This window comes from Kocuria sp. ICS0012, assembly GCF_001665945.1.
In the GTDB taxonomy this organism is placed as follows: domain Bacteria; phylum Actinomycetota; class Actinomycetes; order Actinomycetales; family Micrococcaceae; genus Kocuria; species Kocuria marina.
This window is the reverse complement of record NZ_LZMM01000026.1, coordinates 1-20402: the sequence shown is the minus strand read 5'-3', so window position 1 is coordinate 20402 and position 20402 is coordinate 1. Positions and strand designations below refer to the sequence as shown.

Below are 20402 nucleotides of genomic sequence, written 5' to 3'. Positions count from 1 at the left end.
CACGGCGTGCTCGGGGCTCACCCTTGCCGATGCGCCCGGCCCGGGTTGCGCCCACGGGCTCACGCGGCGCTGACGCGTACGGCCTCCGTGAGGTGCCGGGCCGCCTGGACCACGATGTCCGCGTGCTTCCGACCGGGCTGCTTGGACAGGCGTTCGATGGGTCCCGAGATGGACACCGCGGCGATCACCCTGCCCGAGGGTCCACGCACGGGCGCGGAGACCGAGGCGATCCCCGGTTCGCGTTCGCCGATCGACTGGGCCCAGCCGCGGCGTCGTACCCCGGCGAGGGTCGTGGCGGAGAACCGCGCGTGATGCAGCCCCTCGATCAGGCGCGCGTGGTCCTCCCACGCCACGAGCACCTGCGCGGCGGAGCCCGCCTTCATGGACAACTGGGTGCCCACGGGGATCGTGTCGCGCAAGCCGATGGGCCGTTCGGCCGAGGCCACGCACACGCGCCACTCGCCCTGGCGGCGGAACACCTGGGAGGACTCACCGGTACTGTCCCGCAACTGCAGGAGCACGGGGGCCGCGGCAGAGATCAGTCGGTCCTCACCCGCGGCCGAGGCGAGCTCCACGAGGCGGGACCCGAGGATGAAGCGCCCGTGCACGTCCCGGCCCACGAACCGGTGATGGGCGAGCGCCACTGCGAGCCGGTGGGCGGTGGGTCGCGCGAGCCCCGTGGTCTCCACAAGATCCGCGAGGGAGGCCGCACCGGCCTCGAGGGCGTCCAGGATGAGGGAGGCCTTGTCGATGACCCCCACGCCGGAGGGGGAGAACGAGGACTCCTCGGGCATGCCCGAGCCCGTCCCTCGGCCGCCCAGGGGAGAGCCCAGGGGGGCTCCGGAAGGATCCATCGCGTGCGTCGTGTCCATGCCTTGATATTGCCGTCTCACAATGCGAGAAGCAAGTCCGAGGAGTGGAACTGCTCGCCGCGAACGATGACCATGATGGCAACGGTCACGTGCGGGACGCGCGAACGCCGCCCACGCGGCGTCGCCCACCGCACGCCAGGACACGAGCAGGAGTGACGAGATGACGAGCACACAGACCACCGCGCCGCGGACGCTGGCGGAGAAGGTGTGGAACGACCACTTGGTGCGCCAGGGCGAGGCCGGACGCCCCGACCTGATCTACATCGACCTCCACCTGCTCCACGAGGTCACGAGCCCCCAGGCCTTCGAAGGCCTGCGGCTGGCCGGACGCGGACTGCGGCGCACCGATCTGACGATCGCGACCGAGGATCACAACACGCCCACCGAAAACATCTTCTCGACCATCGCGGACGAGACCTCCCGCAAGCAGATCGAGACGCTGCGCCGCAACTGCGAGAAATTCGGTGTGCGGCTGCACTCCCTGGGGGACGCCGAACAGGGGATCGTGCACGTGGTGGGTCCGCAGCTGGGGCTGACCCAGCCGGGGATGACCGTGGTGTGCGGTGACTCCCACACATCCACGCATGGAGCCTTCGGGGCGCTCGCGTTCGGGATCGGCACGTCCGAGGTGGAGCACGTCATGGCCACCCAGACCCTCTCGCTCGCACCGTTCAAGACCATGGCCATCAATGTGGAGGGCACGCTCAAGCCGGGGGTCAGTTCCAAGGACATCATCCTGGCCGTGATCGCCAAGATCGGCACGGGCGGCGGGCAGGGTCACGTGCTCGAGTACCGCGGGTCCGCGATCCGCTCCCTGTCCATGGAAGCGCGCATGACGATCTGCAACATGTCGATCGAGGCGGGTGCGCGGGCGGGGATGATCGCGCCGGACCGGACCACGTTCGACTACGTCGAGGGCCGCCCGCACGCGCCACAGGGTGAGGACTGGGACGCCGCCGTGGAGTACTGGAAGACCCTGCGCACGGACGAGGGCGCCACGTTCGACCGCGAAGTGTTCATCAACGCGGATGAACTGGAGCCGTTCGTCACGTGGGGCACCAACCCGGGTCAGGGCGTGCCGCTGTCCCAGGCGGTCCCGGATCCGGAGGACGCCGGGGACGACAACGCCAAGGACGCCGCGCGGCGCGCCCTCGAGTACATGGGCCTGGAAGCCGGAACACCCATGAAGCAGATCCCCGTGGACACCGTGTTCCTGGGCTCGTGCACCAACTCCCGCATCGAGGACCTGCGGGCCGCCGCGGCGATCGTCAAAGGCCGCAGCAAGGCCGAGAACGTGCGGGTCATGGTTGTCCCCGGTTCCGCCAAGGTGCGCTTGCAGGCCGAGGCCGAGGGGCTGGACAAGGTGTTCACGGACTTCGGCGCGGACTGGCGCTTCGCGGGATGCTCCATGTGCCTCGGGATGAATCCGGACCAGTTGGCGCCGGGGGAGCGCTGCGCCTCCACGTCCAACCGCAACTTCGAGGGGCGCCAGGGCAAGGGCGGGCGCACCCACCTGGTGTCGCCGGTGGTCGCGGCGGCCACGGCCGTGCGGGGGACCCTCAGCGCGCCGTCGGACCTCGAGCCGGTGGCCTGAGCCCCGCAACCCGCCGCGACGTACACCACCAGAAAAGGACACAGCCATGGAGAAGTTCACCACCCACCGGGGCGTGGGTGCCCCGCTCAAGCAGTCGAACGTGGACACCGACCAGATCATCCCCGCCGTCTACCTCAAGCGCATCACCAAGACCGGTTTCGACGACGCCCTGTTCGCCGGGTGGCGCAAGAACCCCGAGTTCGTGCTCAACCAGCCCGAGTACCGCAACGCTTCCGTGCTCGTGGCCGGCGCGGACTTCGGTACGGGGTCGTCGCGCGAGCACGCCGTGTGGGCGCTGCGCGACTACGGGTTCAAGGCCGTGATCTCCTCCCGTTTCGCGGACATCTTCCGCGGCAACTCGGGCAAACAGGGATTGCTTGCGGCGCAGGTGGACCAGTCGGACGTAGAGCTGCTGTGGAAGCTCATGGAGGAGCAGCCCGGCGTGGAGATCCAGGTGGACCTGGAGTCGCGCACCGTCACGTGCGGGCCCGTGACGGTGCCCTTCCAGATCGACGACTACACCCGCTGGCGGCTCATGGAGGGTCTCGACGACATCGGGTTGACCCTGCAGCATGAGGCGGAGATCGATGCGTACGAGCGCACCCGCCCCGCGTTCAAGCCCACCACGCTGCCCGCCCGAACCTGAGTGGCGGCTGGACCGATCAGCGGTTCGAGCCGGTAGAATGTCGAGGTCCCGTGCGTGTTCCGCGCCCGGGAGATCCCTTCCCGCAGATCGGTAGGTCATGACTTCTTTGCGCATCACCGGCGGCGTTCCGCTGTCGGGTCAGGTGACGGTACGCGGCGCCAAGAACCTGGTTCCCAAGGCCATGGTGGCCGCGCTGCTCGGCTCCACTCCTTCCACGCTGGGCAACGTGCCGGAGATCAAGGACGTCAAGGTCGTCACGGACCTGCTGAGCCTGCACGGTGTGGAGGTCACGCGCGACGACGCCCGGGGTGAGTTGACGCTCGACCCCACCAACGTGACTCGTGCCCGCCATGCGGACATCGACGCCCACGCCGGCGACTCGCGGATCCCGATTCTGCTGTGCGGCCCGCTGTTGCACGCCCTGGGAGAGGCGTTCATCCCGGACCTGGGCGGGTGCCGGATCGGTGACCGACCCATCAACTACCACCTCGAGGTGCTGCGCAATTTCGGCGCCAAGGTGGAGAAGCTCGATTCGGGGATCCGGATGAGTGCACCGCACGGGTTGCAGGGCGCCAAGATCGACTTGCCGTACCCGTCCGTGGGGGCCACGGAACAGGTGTTGCTCTCCGCCACGCGTGCCGAGGGCCATACCGAGCTGCGCGGTGCCGCGACCGAGCCCGAGATCATGGACCTGATCGCGATCCTGCAGAAGATGGGCGCGCTCATCACCGTGCAGACGGACCGTGTGATCCGCATCGAGGGCGTTCCTGAACTCACGGGGTACGTGCACAGCGCGCTGCCCGACCGCATGGAAGCGGCGTCGTGGGGTTCCGCGGCACTGGCCACCGGCGGTGACATCTTCGTGGCCGGCGCCAAGCAGGCGGACATGATGACCTTCCTCAACACCTTCCGCAAGGTGGGCGGTGGGCTGGACATCCGCGAGGACGGCATCCGCTTCTACCACCCGGGCGGGGACCTCAACCCCCTGATCGTGGAGACGGACGTGCACCCCGGATTCATGACCGACTGGCAGCAACCGCTCGTGGTCGTGTTGACCCAGGCCAAGGGCGTGTCGATCGTGCACGAGACCGTGTACGAGAACCGTTTCGGCTTCACGCGCGCGCTCAACCGCATGGGCGCCGTGATCCAGTTGCACCGCGAGTGCCTGGGCTCGGTGCCGTGCCGCTTCGGGCAGCGCAACTTCCTGCACTCCGCCGTGATCTCCGGCCCCACGCCGTTGCACGCCACCGACATCCACATCCCAGACCTGCGCGGCGGATTCTCCCACCTGATCGCGGCGCTGTCCGCGGAGGGCGTCTCGCACGTGACCGGTGTGGAACTGATCAAGCGCGGCTACGAGCACTTCACCGACAAACTGGGTGGGCTGGGCGCGAACTTCACCGTCGACGAGCGGTGAGCCCCCGCCCGCACCGCACGGCTCACCCGATCGAGGGAACTGCAATCCGTCCAGCAAGGAGTGACAGCCCGGATGAGTAGGACCTCGCAGCGTTCAACGTTCCGCGTCCTCGCGGGGATGGTGATCCCCGTCTACCGACTGTTCGCCAGATCCCACTGGCGTGGCCGGGAGAACTTCCCGGACTCCGGCGGTTTCGTGGTGGTGGCCAACCACCTCACGGAGCTCGATCCGATCACCGTGGCCTACCCGGTGTACGCGTCCGGGATCATGCCGCGGTTCCTGGCTAAGGAGTCGTTGTTCCGGGTCCCGGTGGTGGGCACCATCATCGCGAAGATCGGGCAGGTCCCCGTGTACCGCGGAACCTCGCGCGCCAAGGACTCCCTGGTGGCCGCCCTGGCCGAACTCGACAGCGGCGGCGCCGTAATCGTGTATCCGGAGGGCACCATCACGCTGGACACCGAGATGTGGCCCATGCGCGGGCGCACGGGAGCCGCTCGTCTCGCGCTCAAGGCCGGCGTCCCGGTGGTGCCCATGGCGCACTGGGGGGACCAGGAGATCCTGTACCGGGACCCCAGCGGTCACCGCACGGTGAGCCTGTGGCCCCGTAAGCGCGTGGACGTGCTCGTGGGAGAGCCGATGCACCCGGAGGACCTCGTCCCCGGCGGTCTCCAGCGCCCTGGTCATCCGTCCTCCGACGAGCTCATGAAGGCCACCGAATCCATCATGGGTGCGATCACCGATCTGCTGGGTGAGTTGCGGCAAGAAGAAGCGCCGCGCGAGCTCTTCGACCCGCGAGCCGGGAAGGTGGCCCCGTGACGCCGGATCCGAACGGTCCCCGCAAGGTCACCGTGCTGGGAGCGGGTTCGTGGGGCACCACGTTCGCCAAGGTCCTCGCGGACGCCGCCGCGGATGCCAGCGCCCAGCGCACCGTGTGTCTGTGGGGCCGCGATCCCGAGTCGATGCAGCGGATCGCCCGCGAGCACCGCAACGACCGCTACGTCCCGGAGATCGAGCTACCGGAAACCCTCGAGTACTCGAGCGACCTGCGCTCGGCGCTCGCGGGAGCGGACCTCGTGGTCGCCGCGATCCCCGCCCAATCGCTGCGCGCGCAACTGGGCGCGGCGGCGTCGTACGTGGAACCGGAGGCCGTGATCCTGTCCCTGGCCAAGGGACTCGAATCCGGGACGGGGCTGCGGATGACCCAGGTGATCGCTCAGGTGCTCGCCGAACACACGCAGCGCACCGCGGAGGAGTGGGCCCGGCGCACGTGCGTGCTCTCGGGGCCCAACCTGGCCATGGAGATCGCGCGGGAGGAACCCACGGCCTCCGTGGTCGCGGCCACCGATCACGACACCGCCGCGTGGGTTGCGCGCTGCTGCGCCGCACCCTATTTCCGGCCCTACACGAACACGGACGTGATCGGCACCGAGATCGGCGGTCTCGTGAAGAACGTGATCGCCCTGTGCGTGGGGATCTGCGACGGCCGCGGCTACGGGGACAACTCCAAAGCTTCGGTCATGACGCGCGGCCTGGCCGAGACCACACGGCTGGCCCTGGCGCTGGGCGGCGACCTGACCACCTTGTCGGGGTTGTCCGGGATGGGCGACCTCGTGGCCACGTGCTCGTCCTCCCTGTCCCGCAACCACACGGCCGGTAGGCTCCTGGGGGCCGGACTGAGCCTCGAGCAGGTGCAGGACGCCATGACCCAGACCGCGGAGGGGATCAAGTCCGCCCCCGCGGTCCTCGCCCTCGCGCGCCACCACGGCGTGGACATGCCCATCACGGAGGCCGTGGTGAGCGTACTGCGCAACGACGTTCCGGTCCACGAACTGGCGCCCAGGCTGTTGGGCCGCGATCTGAAATCCGAAGGGAACAGCGCATGAGCACCACCCACGAGAACCCCGAGTCCACCGCCGCGGGCAGTAAGCCGTGTGTCGCGGTCGTGTTCGGCGGGCGCTCGTCGGAACATTCCGTCTCCCTCATCACAGCGCGCTCGGTGCTGCGGGCCATCGACCGTGACACGTGGGACGTGGTGAGTGTGGGGATCTCCACGGACGGCGCATGGTTCCTGTACTCCCAGGAGGAACTCGAGGCGCTGCTGGACGAGCAGCCCATGGCGCAGCTGCCCGTGGGGCGGCGACGAGTGAGCCTGCCCCTGCAGACGGGGGACAGCCGGCTGCTGATCCACGATTCGGACGAGCACGGTGCCGCCCTGACCCGCGGCCGCCACGTGGACATCGTCTTCCCGTTGCTGCACGGTCCGTTCGGTGAGGACGGGACCCTGCAGGGGCTGCTCGAGCTCGCGGACCTGCCGTACGTGGGGTGCGGCGTGGCGGCCTCGGCGATCGGGATGGACAAGCACTTCATGAAGCTCGCGTTCCAGGCCGCCGGACTCGAGGTGGGTCCGTACACCGTGGTCCACGACCGCACGTGGCGCACCGACCCGCAGGGCGTGCACCGCGCCGTCGCCGAGCTGGGCTTCCCGGTCTTCGTCAAGCCCGCGCGCGCCGGGTCGTCCTTCGGGATCACCCGGGTGGACGACCCCTCCGGACTGGACGCGGCCATCGAGACCGCGCGCGAACACGACCGCAAGCTCGTGATCGAGGCGGGCATCGACGGCCGTGAGATCGAGTGCGCCGTCCTGGGTGGCCACGGCACCGACGAGGCCCGCGCGTCCCTGCCCGGGGAGATCGAGGTGCAGGGTCACGCGTTCTACGACTTCGAGGCCAAGTACCTTGAAGACGACGGCGCTGCACTCTCGTGCCCCGCGAAGCTCCCGGAGGACGTGATCGACACGCTGCGCCGCGAGGCGGTGCGCGCGTTCCACGCCGTGGACGGTGAGGGGCTCGCACGCTGCGACTTCTTCGTGACGCCCGATCACCGCGTGATCATCAACGAGATCAACACCATGCCCGGGTTCACCCCCATCTCCATGTATCCGCGCATGTGGGACGCGAGCGGGCTGCAGTACAGTGCACTCATCGACGAGTTGATCACCCTGGCGCTCGAACGGCCCGTGGGGCTGCGCTGAACCCGCCCACGCACGCCGCGTGAGGGTCGCGTGAACGCCGGGGTCGGAAGGGGCACCCGTGTGGCACAAACGCGATGACATGATCGTCCACGAGACCAACCCGTACAACGCGGAACCACCCCGGTCGGGACTCCACGATCCGATCACGACCCCCGATTCCTTCTACGTGCGCAATCACGGCCCGGTGCCCGAGAACGACCCCGGGGACTGGGCGGTCACGGTCGACGGGCTCGTCGACGAGTCCGCGAGCTTCACGCCGGAACGGTTGCGGGAGGAGTTCACGCACCACACGCTCACGGCCACGATGCAGTGCGCGGGCAATCGCCGTGCCGGTTTCCTGCCCGTGCGTGACATCCCGGGGGAGGACCCGTGGGGACCCGGGGCCACCTCCACCGCGCCGTGGACCGGGGCTCGATTGTGCGACGTCCTGCGGTCGGTCGGTGTCGCGGACGGCGCCCGGCACGTGGAGTTCACGGCCTCGGACGTTTCCGACCTCGCGGATCCCCCGCAGGCCTACGGCGGGTCGATCCCGCTCGCCAAGGCGTTGTCGTCCGAGGTGCTGCTCGCGTGGGCGATGAACGGCGAACCCCTGCCCTTGGTGCACGGGGCGCCCGTGCGCGTCGTCGTCCCCGGGTACGTGGGGGCGCGCAGCGTCAAGTGGTTGCGCGGGATCACGGTGCGCGCGGACCCGTCCGAGAACTACTTCCAGGCCACGGCCTATCGCGTCCTGCCGCCCGAGGCGGACCCGGATCACGCCGGGCCGGGGGACGGCATCAGTCTGGGATCCGTCGCGTTGAACTGCGACATCCTGAGCCCGGAGGAGCACGAGCACCTTCCGGGCGGTCCGGTGCGCGTCACCGGGTACGCGTACGCGGGGGACGATCGCACGGTGGCGCGCGTGGACGTCTCCGGGGACGACGGGCGCACGTGGCGCCAGGCCGAGCTGGATGCGGCGGCCTCCCCGTGGGCGTGGCAGCACTGGGAGGCACTCGTCCCGGTGACCGGGGCCGGGTCCCACGTCCTGATGGCCCGCGCGTGGGACAGCACCGGCGCGTGCCAGCCGGAGTCACCGCGAGCGCTGTGGAACCCCAAGGGTTACGTGAACAACTCGTGGGCCCGGGTGGAGGTCACGGTCGAGTGAGGCCGCCTTCTAGGGGCGGCCCTGCTGCTCCAGGGTGTCCTTGACGGACAGGCACTGCCGGGTCTGCTCGATGTTCTGCATGGCGGATCCCGTGTCCACGAGCGCGGTTGAGGACGGCACGCGGCTGCTGTCGAAGAGCACCTCCACCGCGGGGGAACGGCCGTAGGTCACCGCGCGCCACTGGTCCTTCTGATCCGGCACCTCGGAGATCAGCCAGTCCACGCCGTTGACGTTCGTGCACGGGTCCGTGGTGGGTCCCGGTTCCTCCGCGCCGCAGCGCACGATCATGGCCGACGGGTCCCCGTAGGCCGTGGTGCCCTGGCTCGAGGTCTCCCGCTGATCCATCCCGCTCACCGACTCGGGCATCGCGAGCATCACGGACGCGCAGTCGGGGTTGGCGTTGTCCGGGGCGCCGTCCACGGTTACGGTCGAACCGCACCCGGTGAGCACGAGCGCACCCACCACAGCCGCGCCGGCCACGCGGCGGCGGGACGACGACGTCGCTCGCGCCCTCCCGCGCCCCGCGGCGGCAGCGTGCCCTGCGCCCCGTACGACGCCGCGCAGCCGCGGCAGAGTCCCGGGGGCCTGCGCGGCGGACGTGGGCGTGGACGGGTGCTGCGAGGCCGGGGAAATCATGGCACCCAGGATAGGTGCTGCACCCGGGAGTTCGGTGACTGTGCCCGTCGGAGTGGCTCGCTAGTGTAAGGGACATGACGCACGAGCCCGCCGCCCCGCCCGGGACCACCGTGTCCCAGCTCAGCGAGACCGAGCTGCTGGACGCGTTCCTCCCGGGCGCCACCACGGACGGACCGCACGTCCTGGTGGGACCCGGGGACGACTGCGCCGTGATCGCGGCCCCCGGCGAGCGGGTCGTGGTCACCACGGACACGCTGACCGTGGGCCAGGACTTCGCGACCGTGTGGCCGTGCGGTTACCGCACCACCGGCGCGGACGTGGGGCACAAGTGCGCCGCGCAGAACCTCGCGGACATCGCCGCCATGGGGGCCGTGCCCACGGCCATGGTCGTGTCCCTCACCATGCCGGGGGACACCCAGGTCGCATGGGTTTCCGAGTTCGCGGCGGGACTCTCGCGGGCCTTCGGTGAACTGGGCGCGGCGGAGTGCGCGCTCGTGGGCGGGGACCTCGGGTGGGGGCGGGAACTGTCCGTCACGGCCACGGTCCTGGGCAGGCTCGAGAGTGAGCCCGTACTGCGCAGTGGGGCCGGACGGGGCGGGACCCTCGTGCACGTGGGCGTGCTCGGCCGCGCGGCGGCCGGACTGGACGCCCTGCAGACCCCCGTGCCGGGGCGCTGGGACGGCGTCCCCGAGCCCGAACGGACCGCGCTGCACCGCGCCCAACTGCGACCGGCCCCGCCCGTTTCCGTGGGGGCGGAACTCGCTCGGGCGGGGGCGATCGCCATGCTCGACATCTCGGACGGTCTGTTGCGCGATGTCCGCCGGATCGCACGAGCGAGCGGCGTGAGCATCGACCTGGACCCGCAGGCCCTGGAACCCGCGGTGCACACGCTCGCCCACGCGGGGGAGGCCGTTGGGGTGGACCCGTGGCAGTGGGTGCTCACGGGGGGTGAGGACCACGGTCTGCTCGCCGTGCTCCCTGTGGATTCCCCGTTGCCGTCCGGGGTCCGTGCGATAGGCTCGTGTGCACCCTTGCCTCGCGAGGACGGCCCCCGGGGCGGTGGCTCGTCAGCAGGGAACGGAGCACGGCAGCGGCGCCACGAGCGCGGCACCGTGACCATTGCGGGCCGGAGCCCACGGCAGTGGTTCGGTCGCGACGTCGTCGAAGGATGGGATCACTTTGAGCCATAGAGCCGGCTCGTCCACCACCGAGATACGCAACTGGCTCGACGCCGCGCACCGTCGGCTGCGCGAGCACGCGGACGTTCTAGACGATCTCAACGTCTTCCCCGTCGCGGACGCGGACACCGGTGCGAACCTCAGCGCCACGGTGGGATTCGCGGCGGAGGCCGCGCACCTGATCGAGGGCAGGGACGTGGGCGAACTGCTCGTCTACGCGGGCCAGGCCGCCCTCGAGCAGGCCCGCGGGAACTCCGGCGTACTGGCCGCGGTGGCGTTGACCGCCATGGGCCAGGCGGTGGAGGGCTGCGTGCGGCTGACCGCCGCGCAGCTCAAGGCGGCGCTCATGGCAGCCCAGGTCCGGTGCTGGTCCGCACTCACCGAGCCCGTTCCGGGGACCATGATCTCCGTCCTGCAGGCCGCCGGGGAGGTACCCGTCCCGGACACCGCCGCGGAAGGGTCCAATCAGCAGCTCGTCGAGTGGCTGGACCTCATGGTGCAGGCCGCCACGCAGGCCGTTATCGACACCGTGGACCAGATTCCGGTGCTCAGTGAACGCGGCACGGTGGATTCCGGCGCGCTCGGCATGCTCGTCATCCTCGCGGCGCTGCGCGCCGAACTCAGCGGGGAGGACTCGGCCGCGGACCCCGTGCAGGACATCGTCCGGGACCACGCGCTGCCGCTCACGAGTGACGAGCAGGAGCCCTCGGATGGGTACGAGGTCATGGGCACCATGGACCTCTCCGCCCTGGACGCCGCCGAACTGCGCCACGAGCTCGACGACGCCGGGGACAGTGTGATCGTCAGCGCGGTCAGTGAGAACGAGAACGGGTACACGTGGCGCGTCCACGTGCACGTCGCGGACCCGGACACCGCGCTGGACCTCATGCGCCGGCGCGGCACCGCGCGCAATGTGACAGTGACGTCCCTCGCGGCGGAGCCACGGTGACCAGCCACCAGCCGGACGGGGATGCGCCTGCCGCGCCGCAGGGGTTGCCCGCCTTCGCGGACCTGCTGGACCAGCCCCTGACCCGTTACGTCCCCGGGAAGTCCCCGCGCTCCACGGTGTCCCTGCTGGCCAAGGACCTGGGGATCACCACGGTGGGCCAACTGCTGGACCACGCGCCACGGCGTTACATCCGCCGGGGGAAGATCCAGGCGCTCACGGACCTGGTGGCGGGGGAGCGGACCTCGTTCGTCGCACGCGTCGAGAGCACAAGCACCCGGCGCATGCGCAGTGATCCTCGGCGCAGTCTCACGGACGTCACGGTCTCGGACGACTCCGGTGCCTACCTGAAGATCACGTTCTTCAACGCGTACTCCGCCCAGAAGGACCTCCCCGTGGGGGCGCTCGCCCTGTTCACGGGGAAGCCGGAGTTCTACCGGGGGAACCTGTCGATGGCGGGCGCGGACTACGCCCTCGTGGACACCCCCGAATCGGTGTCCCGTGCCGCCTCGGACTCCGGTGAGCTCATGCCCATCCCCGTGTACCCGGAGTCCGGCAAGCTCACCACGCCGCGGATCGGAAAGGTGGTCCAGCAAGTACTGCTCACCGCGGACCTGGACGCGATCCAGGACCCGCTGCCGCCCGACGTCGTCGCCGCGCAGGGACTGCCGGAACCGGGACAGGCCTACCGGGATCTGCACGTTCCCGAGACCGTGGCGGCCTACGAACGGGCGCGCAATCGGTTCCGGTTCCAGGAAGCGTTCGTCCTGCAGGCCGAGCTCGTGCGCCGTCGCGCGGAGCACGCCGCGCATCCCGTGGCCCCACGACCCCCGCGGGAGGACGGCCTGTTGGCCCGCTTCGACGCCTCCCTGCCCTTCGCCCTGACCCCTGGCCAGCGGGCGGTCGGGGAGGAGATCTCCCGGGAGATCGCGGGCACCGCACCCATGAACCGGTTGCTGCAGGGCGATGTGGGCTCCGGTAAGACCGTGGTCGCGCTGCGGGCCATGCTCCAGGTCGTGGACCACGGCGGCCAGGCGGCCATGCTCGCCCCCACCGAGGTGCTCGCCGCGCAGCACCACGAGAAGATCACGGCCGCGCTGGGCCCCCTCGCCATGGCCGGGCAGCTGGGTGGGGACCCGGAGGCCACACGGGTCACCCTGCTCACCGGCAGCATGTCCGCACCCGCCCGCCGCAAGGCCCTCCTGGACATCGCCAGCGGCGCCGCGGGCATCGTGGTGGGCACCCATGCCCTGATCCAGGACGCGGTGCAGTTCGCGGACCTCGGCTTGGCCGTCGTGGACGAGCAGCACCGCTTCGGCGTGGAACAACGCGACGCCCTCCGGGACAAGGCCGGCCAGGCCCCGCACACCCTCGTGATGACGGCCACGCCCATCCCGCGCACCGTGGCCATGACGGTCTTCGGCGACCTGGACGTGAGCACACTGCGGGAGTTGCCGGGCGGGCGCCAACCCATCGGCACGTTCGTCGTGGGCCTCGCCGAGCACGGCCCGGCCTGGGAACGCCGCGTGTGGGCGCTCGCCGCGGAGCACGTCGCGCGCGGCCGGCAGGTCTACGTCGTCGCGCCCAAGATCGGCGATGACGCCGCGGTGCCCCCCTTCGAGAGCCTGCGCGATTCCATCGAGACGCAAGAGGAAGATCTCGAGCCCGCGACCGTCACGTGGCTCACCGAGCTCGTGGCCGCACAGCCCGAACTTCGGGGCGCCCGCGTGGCCGTGCTGCACGGTCGCCAGGACACGCCACTCAAGGCTCGCACCATGGCGGACTTCGCGGCGGGGAACACCGACGTACTGGTTTCCACCACGGTGATCGAGGTCGGGGTGGACGTCCCCAACGCCACGCTCATGATCATCGCGGACCCGGAACGGTTCGGGATTTCCCAACTACACCAGCTGCGCGGGCGGATCGGGCGCGGTGAGCACCCGGGCACGTGCTTGCTCGTGACCCGCACGCCCCCCGATCATCCCGGGCGCGCGCGTCTCGACGCCGTGGCCGCGACCACGGACGGCTTCGATCTCGCGGAAGTCGATCTGAGCCTGCGCAAGGAGGGGGACATCCTGGGCGCGTCCCAGTCCGGGGGCCGCTCCGGCCTACGGTGGATCAGTGCACTGCGGGACGAGGCCCTCGTCGCACGGGCCAGGGCCGCCGCGGAGATCGTGGTCCACGACGACCCGCAGCTCACCGAACACCCCGCCCTGCGTGCGGCGATCACACGGGTCCTGGACGAGGACCGACAAGCATTCCTGGAGCGAGGATGACACGGATCATAGCCGGACGAGCCGGCGGCCAACGCCTGAAGTCGGTGCCCGGCTCGGCCACACGACCCACGACCGACCGGGTCAAGGAATCACTGTTCGCCCGGCTCGACGCCTGGGGCATGTGTGAGGGCGCACGCGTCCTCGACCTCTTCGCAGGCTCGGGCGCCCTGGGCCTCGAGGCGGCGAGCCGCGGAGCCGCGACCGTCACGCTCGTGGAACGAGCGGCCGTGGCGGCGGCGGTGTGCCGGGAGAACGCGACGCTCGTAGCGGCGTCGTGCCCGGACACCAAGATCACCACCGTGCAGTCCGCCGTGGCCGGGTACCTGGGCCGCGCCGCGCACCACCGCTGGGACCTCGTGCTCGCCGACCCGCCCTACCCTCTGGACAACGATGAGCTCGCCCGGACGCTCTCGCGGCTCGCGGGTCGGCTGGGGCCGGGCGGGGTGATCGCGGTCGAGCGTTCCACACGCACCGAGGAGCCCGCGTGGCCCCGCGGCCTGCGCCGTTTCGAGGACGGCGAGCATGGCGAGACCCGCTTGTGGTTCCTCGAAGCGGACGACGACGCGCCCGGTGCCTCGGACGCGGACTGACCTCGGCGGCACCCCGGTCCGGGCGTCGTCGACCCGGGCCCCTGCGCGGTCGACCTGGTCAGCTGCACCGGCTCAGGCACCTCGCGAGCCGGAGCTGCGCGAGGCCGAGCGCGCCGCCGTCGGCGCCCGGTAACGGCCTGTCAGACCGCGGCGGCGAGTCCCGCCATGGCCCCGCGCAGCACGTCCGTGCGCTTGCAGAACGCCAACCGCAGCCAGTCCGCGTACAGCCCCCGGTTCGCGGGACCCGCGAACGCCGAGACCGGGATGCCCACCAGACCCGCGTTCTCGGCCCAGTGCCGGCCGAGGTCCGTGGCGTTGTCCACCCCGGCGAGCGCGTAGTGATCGCTCACGTCCGCGACCGCGAAGAACGTGCCCTCGGGAACCGGCGGGGTCAGCCCGGCCTCCCGCAGCCCGGCCACGAGCACGTCTCGGCGCTCGCGGTAGTCCTCGAGCAGCGCATCGTAGAACGCGGGCGGGAAACTCAGTGCATGGGCCACGGCGTGCTGCAGCGGGGCGGCCGCGCTGTGCGAAAGATAGCTCTTCACGGCGATGACCCCGCGCATCAGCTCGGGCGGGCCGCTCACCCAGCCCACGCGCCAGCCCGTGGCGGAGAACGTCTTCCCCGCGGAGGACACGCTCAGGGTGCGCTCCGCAGCCCCGGGCAGGGAGGCGATGGGCTCATGGGGCCCGGCGAACCGGAGGTGCTCGTACACCTCGTCGGTCACGATCACGGCGTCGAACTCCGTGGCGAGCTCCACGAGCAGTTCCTTGAACTCGCGGGACGCCACCGTGCCCGTGGGGTTGTGCGGGTCGTTGAGTATCACGGCGCGGGTGCGGGGGGAGAACGCGGCGCGCACGTCGTCCGGGTCCGGCGTGAAGGTCGGGGGGAGCAGGGGGACGGGAACGGGCGTGGCGCCGGTGAATTCCACGGCCGCGCCGTAGAGGTCATAGCGCGGCTCGAACATGACCACTTCGTCCCCGGGCTGCAGCACGGACAACAGCGCCGCGGTCATGCCCTCGGTCGCGCCCGCGCTCACGGCGATCTGCGAATCGGGGTCGAGGTGCAGACCGTAGTGGTCGCGCTGGTGCTTAGCCACCGCCTGGCGCAGTGCGGGGACGCCGATAATGGGCGCGTACTGGTGGTGCCCGGTGTGCAGGGCGGCCACCGCGGCGTCGACCATGGGCTGCGGCGGCGCGAAATCCGGGAACCCCTGACCGAGGTTCACCGAGCCGGTGCGCGTGGCGAGCGCCGTCATCTCTTCGAAGACCGTGGAACGGAGGGCCCCGGAGGGATCCAGCAGCCCGCCGCCTGCGGCCATGCGCTGCCACGGCTGGGCGCGGGACAGCTCCCGGGCGGGATCGGCGCGGGGTGCGGCCGCGGGCGAGTGGTCGTGAGCGTCTGCGATCATGGGCCCAGTCTAGGAACCCCTGCCGCTAGGGTGGTGCCATGCGACGCGCCATCTGCCCGGGGTCCTTCGACCCGCTGCACCTGGGACACTGCGCGGTGATCCACCGCGCTGCCCGCCTGTTCGACGAGGTGATCGTGGCCGTGTCCACGAACCCCAACAAGACCCACCGCTTCAGCGAGGACACCCGGATCAAACTGGTGCGCGAGGTGTTCGCGGACGAACCGGCCGTGGTCGTGGAACCGCTCGCGTCGGGGCTGATCGCGGACTACGCGGAGCGCCGGGAGGCGGTGGCCCTGATCAAGGGGCTGCGCAACAGCGCGGACTACGACTACGAACTGCCCATGGCCACCATGAACCGTTCCCTCACGGGCGTGGAGACGGTGTTCTTGCCGGGGGAGCCGTCCCTGTTGCACGTGTCCTCGTCCCTCGTGATGGAGGTCGCGGCACTCGGGGGCGACGTCGCGTCGTTCGTTCCCGACCCCGTCCTGCGGGCCATCGAACGGCACTGAGGGGCCCGGCGGAATTGCCAGGTCGGGCATGGCCGCGGGGTGGTAGAGCTCGACCCCGTTGATCGAGTCCCTGACCAGCACCTCGGTGGAACGCACCGTGGAAGTGATCCTGTCCGTGTTGCTGTTCATGGACGCTTTGGACATCCGCGACGCCCCGCGTCGCAGCCGCACCCCGGTGCTGCGCGTGCTGTTCCTGGCCCTGCCCCTCAGTCTCATCGCGGTGTTCTTCGCCGCCATGTACCTGCTGCCGGACGTCCGGTTGTCCCTGTGCCTCGTGCTGGCCTGCGTCCTGGTCCCGAGCGACCTGGCCCGAACGCGCCACGATCGCGTGGCTGGATCCGCGCGGGATCGATACGCAGATCGGGATCATCCTGGAGAGTGTGGTCATGGTCGTGTTCTGCTCCGTGATGCTGCATGGTCTCACCGCGCCGCTGATCGGGCGGGCCGTCGCCCGGCGAGAGCCCGCGGATGCCACGGCCGTGCGTCCGGAGGACATCCGGACGGGGCCCGTGGGATGAACCGACGAGGGTCGGCATGCTAAGGTGGTCTGTCGGCCAGTGTCGTTAGCCAGGAGTTTCGTGAATCACCGCAACAGTTCAGCTCTCACGTTCAACGTCAGGGATCTCGAACACCGACCGGGGACCATGGAAACCCTGGATGTCGAGGCACCCGCACCGAAGGACTTCGGTACGGCGCTCATCGGCTCGCCGGAGGGCGCGCCCATGGATCTGCAGCTGCGCCTGGAATCCGTCCACGACGGTATTCTGGTGTCCGGAACCGTGATCGTGAGCGTTCACGGGGAATGCAGTAGATGCCTCGACCCCATCGACTACGAACTACCGGTCGACGTGCAAGAACTTTTCGTCTTCGATCCGTCCCCCCAGGGTGACGAGAACGTCGAGGACGAGCAAGTGTATGAAGTGCGGGACGAGGAGATCGACCTCGAACCGATGCTTCGGGACGCAGTGATCACACAACTGCCGTTCCAACCGGTGTGCCGGGCTGACTGCCCGGGCCTGTGCGCCCAGTGCGGCGCACGGCTCGAGAACGACCCGGACCACCACCACGACGTCCTGGATCCCCGCTGGTCCGCCCTGCAGGGGCTGATGACCGAATCGGGGGATCCGCAGGCGTCGGAGCCGACAACCGACACGAGAGAAGAGAGATAGCCGTGGCTGTTCCCAAGCGGAAAATGTCCCGCGCGAATACCCGGATGCGCCGCTCCCAGTGGAAGGCGCAAGCCCCCAAACTGGTGAAGACCGTGGAGAACGGCAAGGTCAGCTACAGCCTGCCGCACCAGGCCAAGTTGGTCTCCGATTCCGCCGGCACCCCCTTGTTCTACGAGTACAAGGGTCGCAAGGTCGCTGACGCGTAAGGTGACCATTTTGCCGGATCCCGGCGAACTGCTTGAGCGTCTCGGTGTCGACCTCGACACCGAGACGCTTCGCATTGCGCTCACACATCGTTCGTACGCGTACGAGCATCCCGGGGAAGTCCACAACGAACGCCTCGAGTTCCTGGGGGACGCGGTCCTGCAGCTCGCGGTCACGGACGAGATCTTCCACCGCTATCCCGAGTGGGACGAGGGGAGCCTCGCGAAACTGCGGGCATCCGTGGTCTCCGCCCGCGCGCTCGCCGGGGTCGCCAAGACCCTCGGCCTCGGCCCCCACATCCGCCTGGGCAAGGGCGAGATCCGCACGCACGGGGCCGAGAAGGCCTCCATCCTCGCGGACACCACCGAGGCCCTGATCGGCGCCGTCTACGAGGCGTGTGGGCCGTTGCCCGCGCGCGATCTCGTGCTGCGACTGATCGTCCCCCTGCTCGAGGACACCCGCGTGCTGCACGAGGGCCGCGACTGGAAGACCCGCGTGGTGGAACTCGCCTCCCAGTACGAGCTGGGGACCGTGCGCTACGAGGTCGAGGGCACCGGCCCGGACCACGCGCGTCGCTTCGCCGCGGACGTCGTCGTGCACGGTGATGTCCTGGGACACGGCGAGGGGACGTCCAAGAAGGCCGCCGAACGCGCGGCCGCCGCGGTCGCGTGCGAGGCGATCGTCGAACGTTTCGCCACCGAGAACTGAGCGCGCCGTGCCTGAGTTGCCCGAAGTGGAAGTGGTGCGCCGCGGCGTCGCCCGCTGGGTCGTGGGGCGCACCGTGGAGAGCGTGGAGGTCGTGGACCCCCGGTCCCTGCGGCGTCACACCGACGGCCCGGAGGATTTCCGTCGCGAACTGACCGGGCTGACAGTTGTCGACGCGTGCCGGCGCGGCAAGTTCCTGTGGTTGCCCGTGCGCGCTGCGGATGGGTCAGAACCTTCCCGCGCACTGCTCGTGCACCTGGGGATGAGCGGGCAACTGCTCGTGTCCTCCCCGGAACACCCCAGGCCGCGCCACGAGCGCATCCGGCTGGAGCTGTCCCCGGCGCTCGACGAGTCCGGGCAGCCGTTGCCAGAGCAACTGCGGTTCGTGGACCAGCGGATCTTCGGTGGAATGCTGCTGGATCGTCTGGTGCCCGCGTCGGACGGCCACGGCACGGTCCCGGAACACGCCGTGCATATTGCGCGCGATCCGCTGGATCCGCTCTTCGACGTCGCGGCCTTCCACGCGGCGCTGCGGCGTCGTCGGACCGGGCTCAAGCGCGCGCTGCTGGACCAGGGGCTGATTTCCGGGATCGGCAACATCTACGCGGACGAAGCGCTGTGGGCGGCGCGCCTGCACTGGGCCGCGCCCACCGAGACCATGACCGCGCCGCGCACATACACACTCGTGGCGGCGTGCCAGGAGGTCATGCGTCGCGCGATGGACGCGGGCGGCACGAGCTTCGACTCGCTGTACGTCAACGTCAACGGCGAGTCCGGGTACTTCTCCCGGTCACTCAACGCCTATGGCCGTGCGGGCCAGCCGTGCCCTCGCTGCGAGGCCGGCGGGGACGACGGCGTCATCGTGCGTGAGCGCTTCGCCAACCGTTCCTCGTATCGCTGCTCGCGGTGCCAGCGGCGGCCGAGACGTTTCCGGCCCTGACGAGAGACCCCGCAGGCGGCTCGCCCGTCGGGGGTCGAGACCGGCATCGATGTCCCCACGCCGCCCAGGCCATCCGGATCACCCGCTGGCCCCGGGGCGACCCCGAGAGCCAATGACGAGAATTGTGCCCATGAATGCTCCCAGTGAACCGGACGAGAACCCGGGGAAGGCGCCCGGCGCCTTCGATGCACCCCGGGTCCGTCGAGCTGTGCTCACGGTCGCCCTCCTGAACTTCGGGTACTTCTTCGTCGAGTTCTTCGTCGCGCTCGGTTCAGGGTCGGTGTCGCTGCTGGCCGACAGTGTCGACTTCCTCGAGGACACCTCGATCAACCTGTTGATCTTCGTGGCGCTCGGTTGGGCCCTGGCCAAGCGCGCCGTCATGGGCAAGGTCATGGCCGTCGTGATCCTCGCTCCGGCCGCGTTCGCGGCATGGGAAGCAGCTCAGCGGTTCGCCGAGCCTGTGGCACCGGACGTGCTGCCCGTCGTCCTCGCCTCGCTCGGCGCCATTGTCATCAACGGGACGAGTGCTCTCGTCATCGCCCGCGTCCGCAACCACGGCGGCTCCCTCGGCCGCGCCGCGTTCCTCTCGGCCCGCAACGACGTGCTAGTGAACGTGGCGATCATCGTCATGGCCTTGATCACCGCATGGACGGGCTCGGGAGGGCCGGACCTGGTCCTCGGATGTCTGATCATCCTGCTGGCGTTGCACGCCGCCTACGAGGTGTGGGAGGTCAGTGAGGAGGAGCGCCTGGCCGCCAAGGCCCTCGCCGGCGAAGAGATCGATTGATCCGGGCATCGGTCCCGGCCCTGTCCGGACGTCGTACCCGGCCACTCACGCCAGGATGCACCGGAGGCAGAGGCGCGTGGTCGAGGAGAATCACTGCCGAACACCGGCTGGTCTACATGGTCGTGGGTGACGATCTCATCATCCTGCAAGCGCGCTACCACTACTGAGCAACCGCACGCGGAGGCCGGGTAGCGGGGCCTGCACCCTGGTTCGCATCGTGCCCCCGGCGCCACCCCCCGGGCACCACAGCGCCTACTGTGCGCGCACGATCTGCAGGTCGTTGGCGGGGCCGCGCGCGTGTGGGGGGGGGGGGGGGGGTCCGGGGGGGCGGGGCGGGGGGGGGGGGGGCCCC

General features: G+C 70.2%; 21 protein-coding genes and 1 pseudogene. 19 read left to right on the top strand and 3 right to left on the bottom strand.

What is annotated here, in order from left to right; translation table 11 throughout:
• Nucleotides 1-59 precede the first annotated feature (59 nt).
• Nucleotides 60-872, bottom strand: coding sequence for an IclR family transcriptional regulator (locus A5728_RS03240; protein WP_082943203.1), 813 nt, complete (start codon nt 870-872; stop codon nt 60-62).
• 160 nt (nt 873-1032) lie between these two features.
• Here A5728_RS03240 and leuC point away from each other — a divergent pair, with 160 nt between their 5' ends.
• The 7 genes from leuC to A5728_RS03205 all read left to right on the top strand — a co-directional run bounded on the left by leuC (nt 1033) and on the right by A5728_RS03205 (nt 8701).
• Nucleotides 1033-2466: a 3-isopropylmalate dehydratase large subunit gene (leuC, locus tag A5728_RS03235; RefSeq protein WP_064845680.1), complete on the top strand. Its 1434-nt coding sequence runs from the start codon at nt 1033-1035 to the stop codon at nt 2464-2466.
• Nucleotides 2467-2512: 46 nt separating this feature from the next.
• A complete protein-coding gene (leuD, locus tag A5728_RS03230; RefSeq protein WP_064845679.1) occupies nt 2513-3112 on the top strand; it encodes a 3-isopropylmalate dehydratase small subunit in 600 nt (199 codons plus the stop codon).
• A 97-nt stretch (nt 3113-3209) separates the two neighbouring features.
• On the top strand, nt 3210-4529 hold the full coding sequence (gene murA, locus A5728_RS03225; RefSeq protein WP_064845678.1) for a UDP-N-acetylglucosamine 1-carboxyvinyltransferase: 1320 nt from the start codon (nt 3210-3212) through the stop codon (nt 4527-4529).
• Between the two features lie 72 nt (nt 4530-4601).
• Nucleotides 4602-5345, top strand: a complete 744-nt coding sequence (locus A5728_RS03220; protein WP_064845677.1) for a 1-acyl-sn-glycerol-3-phosphate acyltransferase — start codon at nt 4602-4604, stop codon at nt 5343-5345.
• Nucleotides 5342-6412 (top strand): NAD(P)H-dependent glycerol-3-phosphate dehydrogenase, encoded by a 1071-nt coding sequence (locus A5728_RS03215; protein ID WP_064845676.1) that lies wholly within the window; start codon nt 5342-5344, stop codon nt 6410-6412. The genes A5728_RS03220 and A5728_RS03215 overlap by 4 nt, the downstream gene beginning before the upstream one ends.
• A complete protein-coding gene (locus A5728_RS03210; RefSeq protein ID WP_064845675.1) occupies nt 6409-7560 on the top strand; it encodes a D-alanine--D-alanine ligase family protein in 1152 nt (383 codons plus the stop codon). Before A5728_RS03215 ends, A5728_RS03210 begins: the two co-directional genes overlap by 4 nt.
• A 58-nt stretch (nt 7561-7618) precedes the next feature.
• Nucleotides 7619-8701, top strand: coding sequence for a sulfite oxidase (locus A5728_RS03205; RefSeq protein WP_064845674.1), 1083 nt, complete (start codon nt 7619-7621; stop codon nt 8699-8701).
• 9 nt (nt 8702-8710) lie between these two features.
• Here A5728_RS03205 and A5728_RS03200 read toward each other — a convergent pair whose 3' ends face one another.
• Nucleotides 8711-9337, bottom strand: a complete 627-nt coding sequence (locus A5728_RS03200) for a DUF3515 family protein (protein WP_082943202.1) — start codon at nt 9335-9337, stop codon at nt 8711-8713.
• Between the two features lie 74 nt (nt 9338-9411).
• Here A5728_RS03200 and thiL point away from each other — a divergent pair, with 74 nt between their 5' ends.
• The 4 genes from thiL to rsmD are packed head-to-tail and all read left to right on the top strand — an operon-like array spanning nt 9412 to nt 14327.
• On the top strand, nt 9412-10527 hold the full coding sequence (gene thiL / locus A5728_RS03195) for a thiamine-phosphate kinase (RefSeq protein ID WP_064845672.1): 1116 nt from the start codon (nt 9412-9414) through the stop codon (nt 10525-10527).
• The gene (locus A5728_RS03190; RefSeq protein WP_231885487.1) at nt 10517-11464 is read left to right on the top strand and encodes a DAK2 domain-containing protein; all 948 of its coding nucleotides are present in this window, start codon (nt 10517-10519) and stop codon (nt 11462-11464) included. Before thiL ends, A5728_RS03190 begins: the two co-directional genes overlap by 11 nt.
• A gap of 44 nt (nt 11465-11508) precedes the next feature.
• The gene (locus tag A5728_RS03185; RefSeq protein WP_082943207.1) at nt 11509-13737 is read left to right on the top strand and encodes an ATP-dependent DNA helicase RecG; all 2229 of its coding nucleotides are present in this window, start codon (nt 11509-11511) and stop codon (nt 13735-13737) included.
• A complete protein-coding gene (rsmD, locus tag A5728_RS03180) occupies nt 13734-14327 on the top strand; it encodes a 16S rRNA (guanine(966)-N(2))-methyltransferase RsmD (protein WP_064845671.1) in 594 nt (197 codons plus the stop codon). Before A5728_RS03185 ends, rsmD begins: the two co-directional genes overlap by 4 nt.
• Nucleotides 14328-14467: 140 nt before the next feature.
• On the opposite strand, the gene A5728_RS03175 is transcribed toward rsmD, so the two are convergent.
• Nucleotides 14468-15646 carry an aminotransferase class I/II-fold pyridoxal phosphate-dependent enzyme gene (locus A5728_RS03175; protein WP_064845719.1) on the bottom strand — a complete coding sequence of 393 codons (1179 nt, stop codon included), beginning with the start codon at nt 15644-15646 and terminating at the stop codon, nt 14468-14470.
• A 128-nt stretch (nt 15647-15774) separates the two neighbouring features.
• Here A5728_RS03175 and coaD point away from each other — a divergent pair, with 128 nt between their 5' ends.
• From coaD to A5728_RS14695, 8 genes and pseudogenes are all read left to right on the top strand, one after another.
• Nucleotides 15775-16245 carry a pantetheine-phosphate adenylyltransferase gene (gene coaD / locus A5728_RS03170; protein WP_064845670.1) on the top strand — a complete coding sequence of 157 codons (471 nt, stop codon included), beginning with the start codon at nt 15775-15777 and terminating at the stop codon, nt 16243-16245.
• 58 nt (nt 16246-16303) lie between these two features.
• Complete coding sequence (locus tag A5728_RS14010; protein ID WP_156523365.1) at nt 16304-16786, top strand: hypothetical protein; 483 nt, start codon at nt 16304-16306, stop codon at nt 16784-16786.
• A gap of 37 nt (nt 16787-16823) precedes the next feature.
• The gene (locus A5728_RS03165; protein ID WP_064845669.1) at nt 16824-17414 is read left to right on the top strand and encodes a DUF177 domain-containing protein; all 591 of its coding nucleotides are present in this window, start codon (nt 16824-16826) and stop codon (nt 17412-17414) included.
• A 2-nt stretch (nt 17415-17416) separates the two neighbouring features.
• Nucleotides 17417-17620: a 50S ribosomal protein L32 gene (rpmF, locus tag A5728_RS03160; RefSeq protein ID WP_012398114.1), complete on the top strand. Its 204-nt coding sequence runs from the start codon at nt 17417-17419 to the stop codon at nt 17618-17620.
• Between the two features lies 1 nt (nt 17621).
• Nucleotides 17622-18326: a ribonuclease III gene (gene rnc / locus A5728_RS03155; protein WP_064845668.1), complete on the top strand. Its 705-nt coding sequence runs from the start codon at nt 17622-17624 to the stop codon at nt 18324-18326.
• A gap of 7 nt (nt 18327-18333) precedes the next feature.
• Nucleotides 18334-19263, top strand: a complete 930-nt coding sequence (gene mutM / locus A5728_RS03150) for a bifunctional DNA-formamidopyrimidine glycosylase/DNA-(apurinic or apyrimidinic site) lyase (RefSeq protein WP_064845667.1) — start codon at nt 18334-18336, stop codon at nt 19261-19263.
• A gap of 130 nt (nt 19264-19393) precedes the next feature.
• Entirely contained in the window at nt 19394-20050 is a 657-nt protein-coding gene (locus A5728_RS03145) for a cation transporter (protein WP_082943200.1), read from the top strand.
• 62 nt (nt 20051-20112) lie between these two features.
• Nucleotides 20113-20217, top strand: a pseudogene (locus A5728_RS14695) (type II toxin-antitoxin system YoeB family toxin); the annotation flags it as partial.
• Nucleotides 20218-20402: the final 185 nt, after the last annotated feature.

Bases quoted from the DNA above. Each gene is read 5' to 3' on its own strand.
- A5728_RS03175 (WP_064845719.1), bottom strand. From the start codon at position 15,646: ATGGCCGCAGGCGGCGGGCTGCTGGATCCCTCCGGGGCCCTCCGTTCC.
- coaD (WP_064845670.1), top strand. From the start codon at position 15,775: ATGCGACGCGCCATCTGCCCGGGGTCCTTCGACCCGCTGCACCTGGGA.
- rsmD (WP_064845671.1), top strand. From the start codon at position 13,734: ATGACACGGATCATAGCCGGACGAGCCGGCGGCCAACGCCTGAAGTCG.
- leuD (WP_064845679.1), top strand. From the start codon at position 2,513: ATGGAGAAGTTCACCACCCACCGGGGCGTGGGTGCCCCGCTCAAGCAG.
- murA (WP_064845678.1), top strand. From the start codon at position 3,210: ATGACTTCTTTGCGCATCACCGGCGGCGTTCCGCTGTCGGGTCAGGTG.
- thiL (WP_064845672.1), top strand. From the start codon at position 9,412: ATGACGCACGAGCCCGCCGCCCCGCCCGGGACCACCGTGTCCCAGCTC.
- A5728_RS03220 (WP_064845677.1), top strand. From the start codon at position 4,602: ATGAGTAGGACCTCGCAGCGTTCAACGTTCCGCGTCCTCGCGGGGATG.
- A5728_RS03200 (WP_082943202.1), bottom strand. From the start codon at position 9,337: ATGATTTCCCCGGCCTCGCAGCACCCGTCCACGCCCACGTCCGCCGCG.
- A5728_RS03210 (WP_064845675.1), top strand. From the start codon at position 6,409: ATGAGCACCACCCACGAGAACCCCGAGTCCACCGCCGCGGGCAGTAAG.
- A5728_RS03240 (WP_082943203.1), bottom strand. From the start codon at position 872: ATGGACACGACGCACGCGATGGATCCTTCCGGAGCCCCCCTGGGCTCT.
- A5728_RS03145 (WP_082943200.1), top strand. From the start codon at position 19,394: ATGAATGCTCCCAGTGAACCGGACGAGAACCCGGGGAAGGCGCCCGGC.
- leuC (WP_064845680.1), top strand. From the start codon at position 1,033: ATGACGAGCACACAGACCACCGCGCCGCGGACGCTGGCGGAGAAGGTG.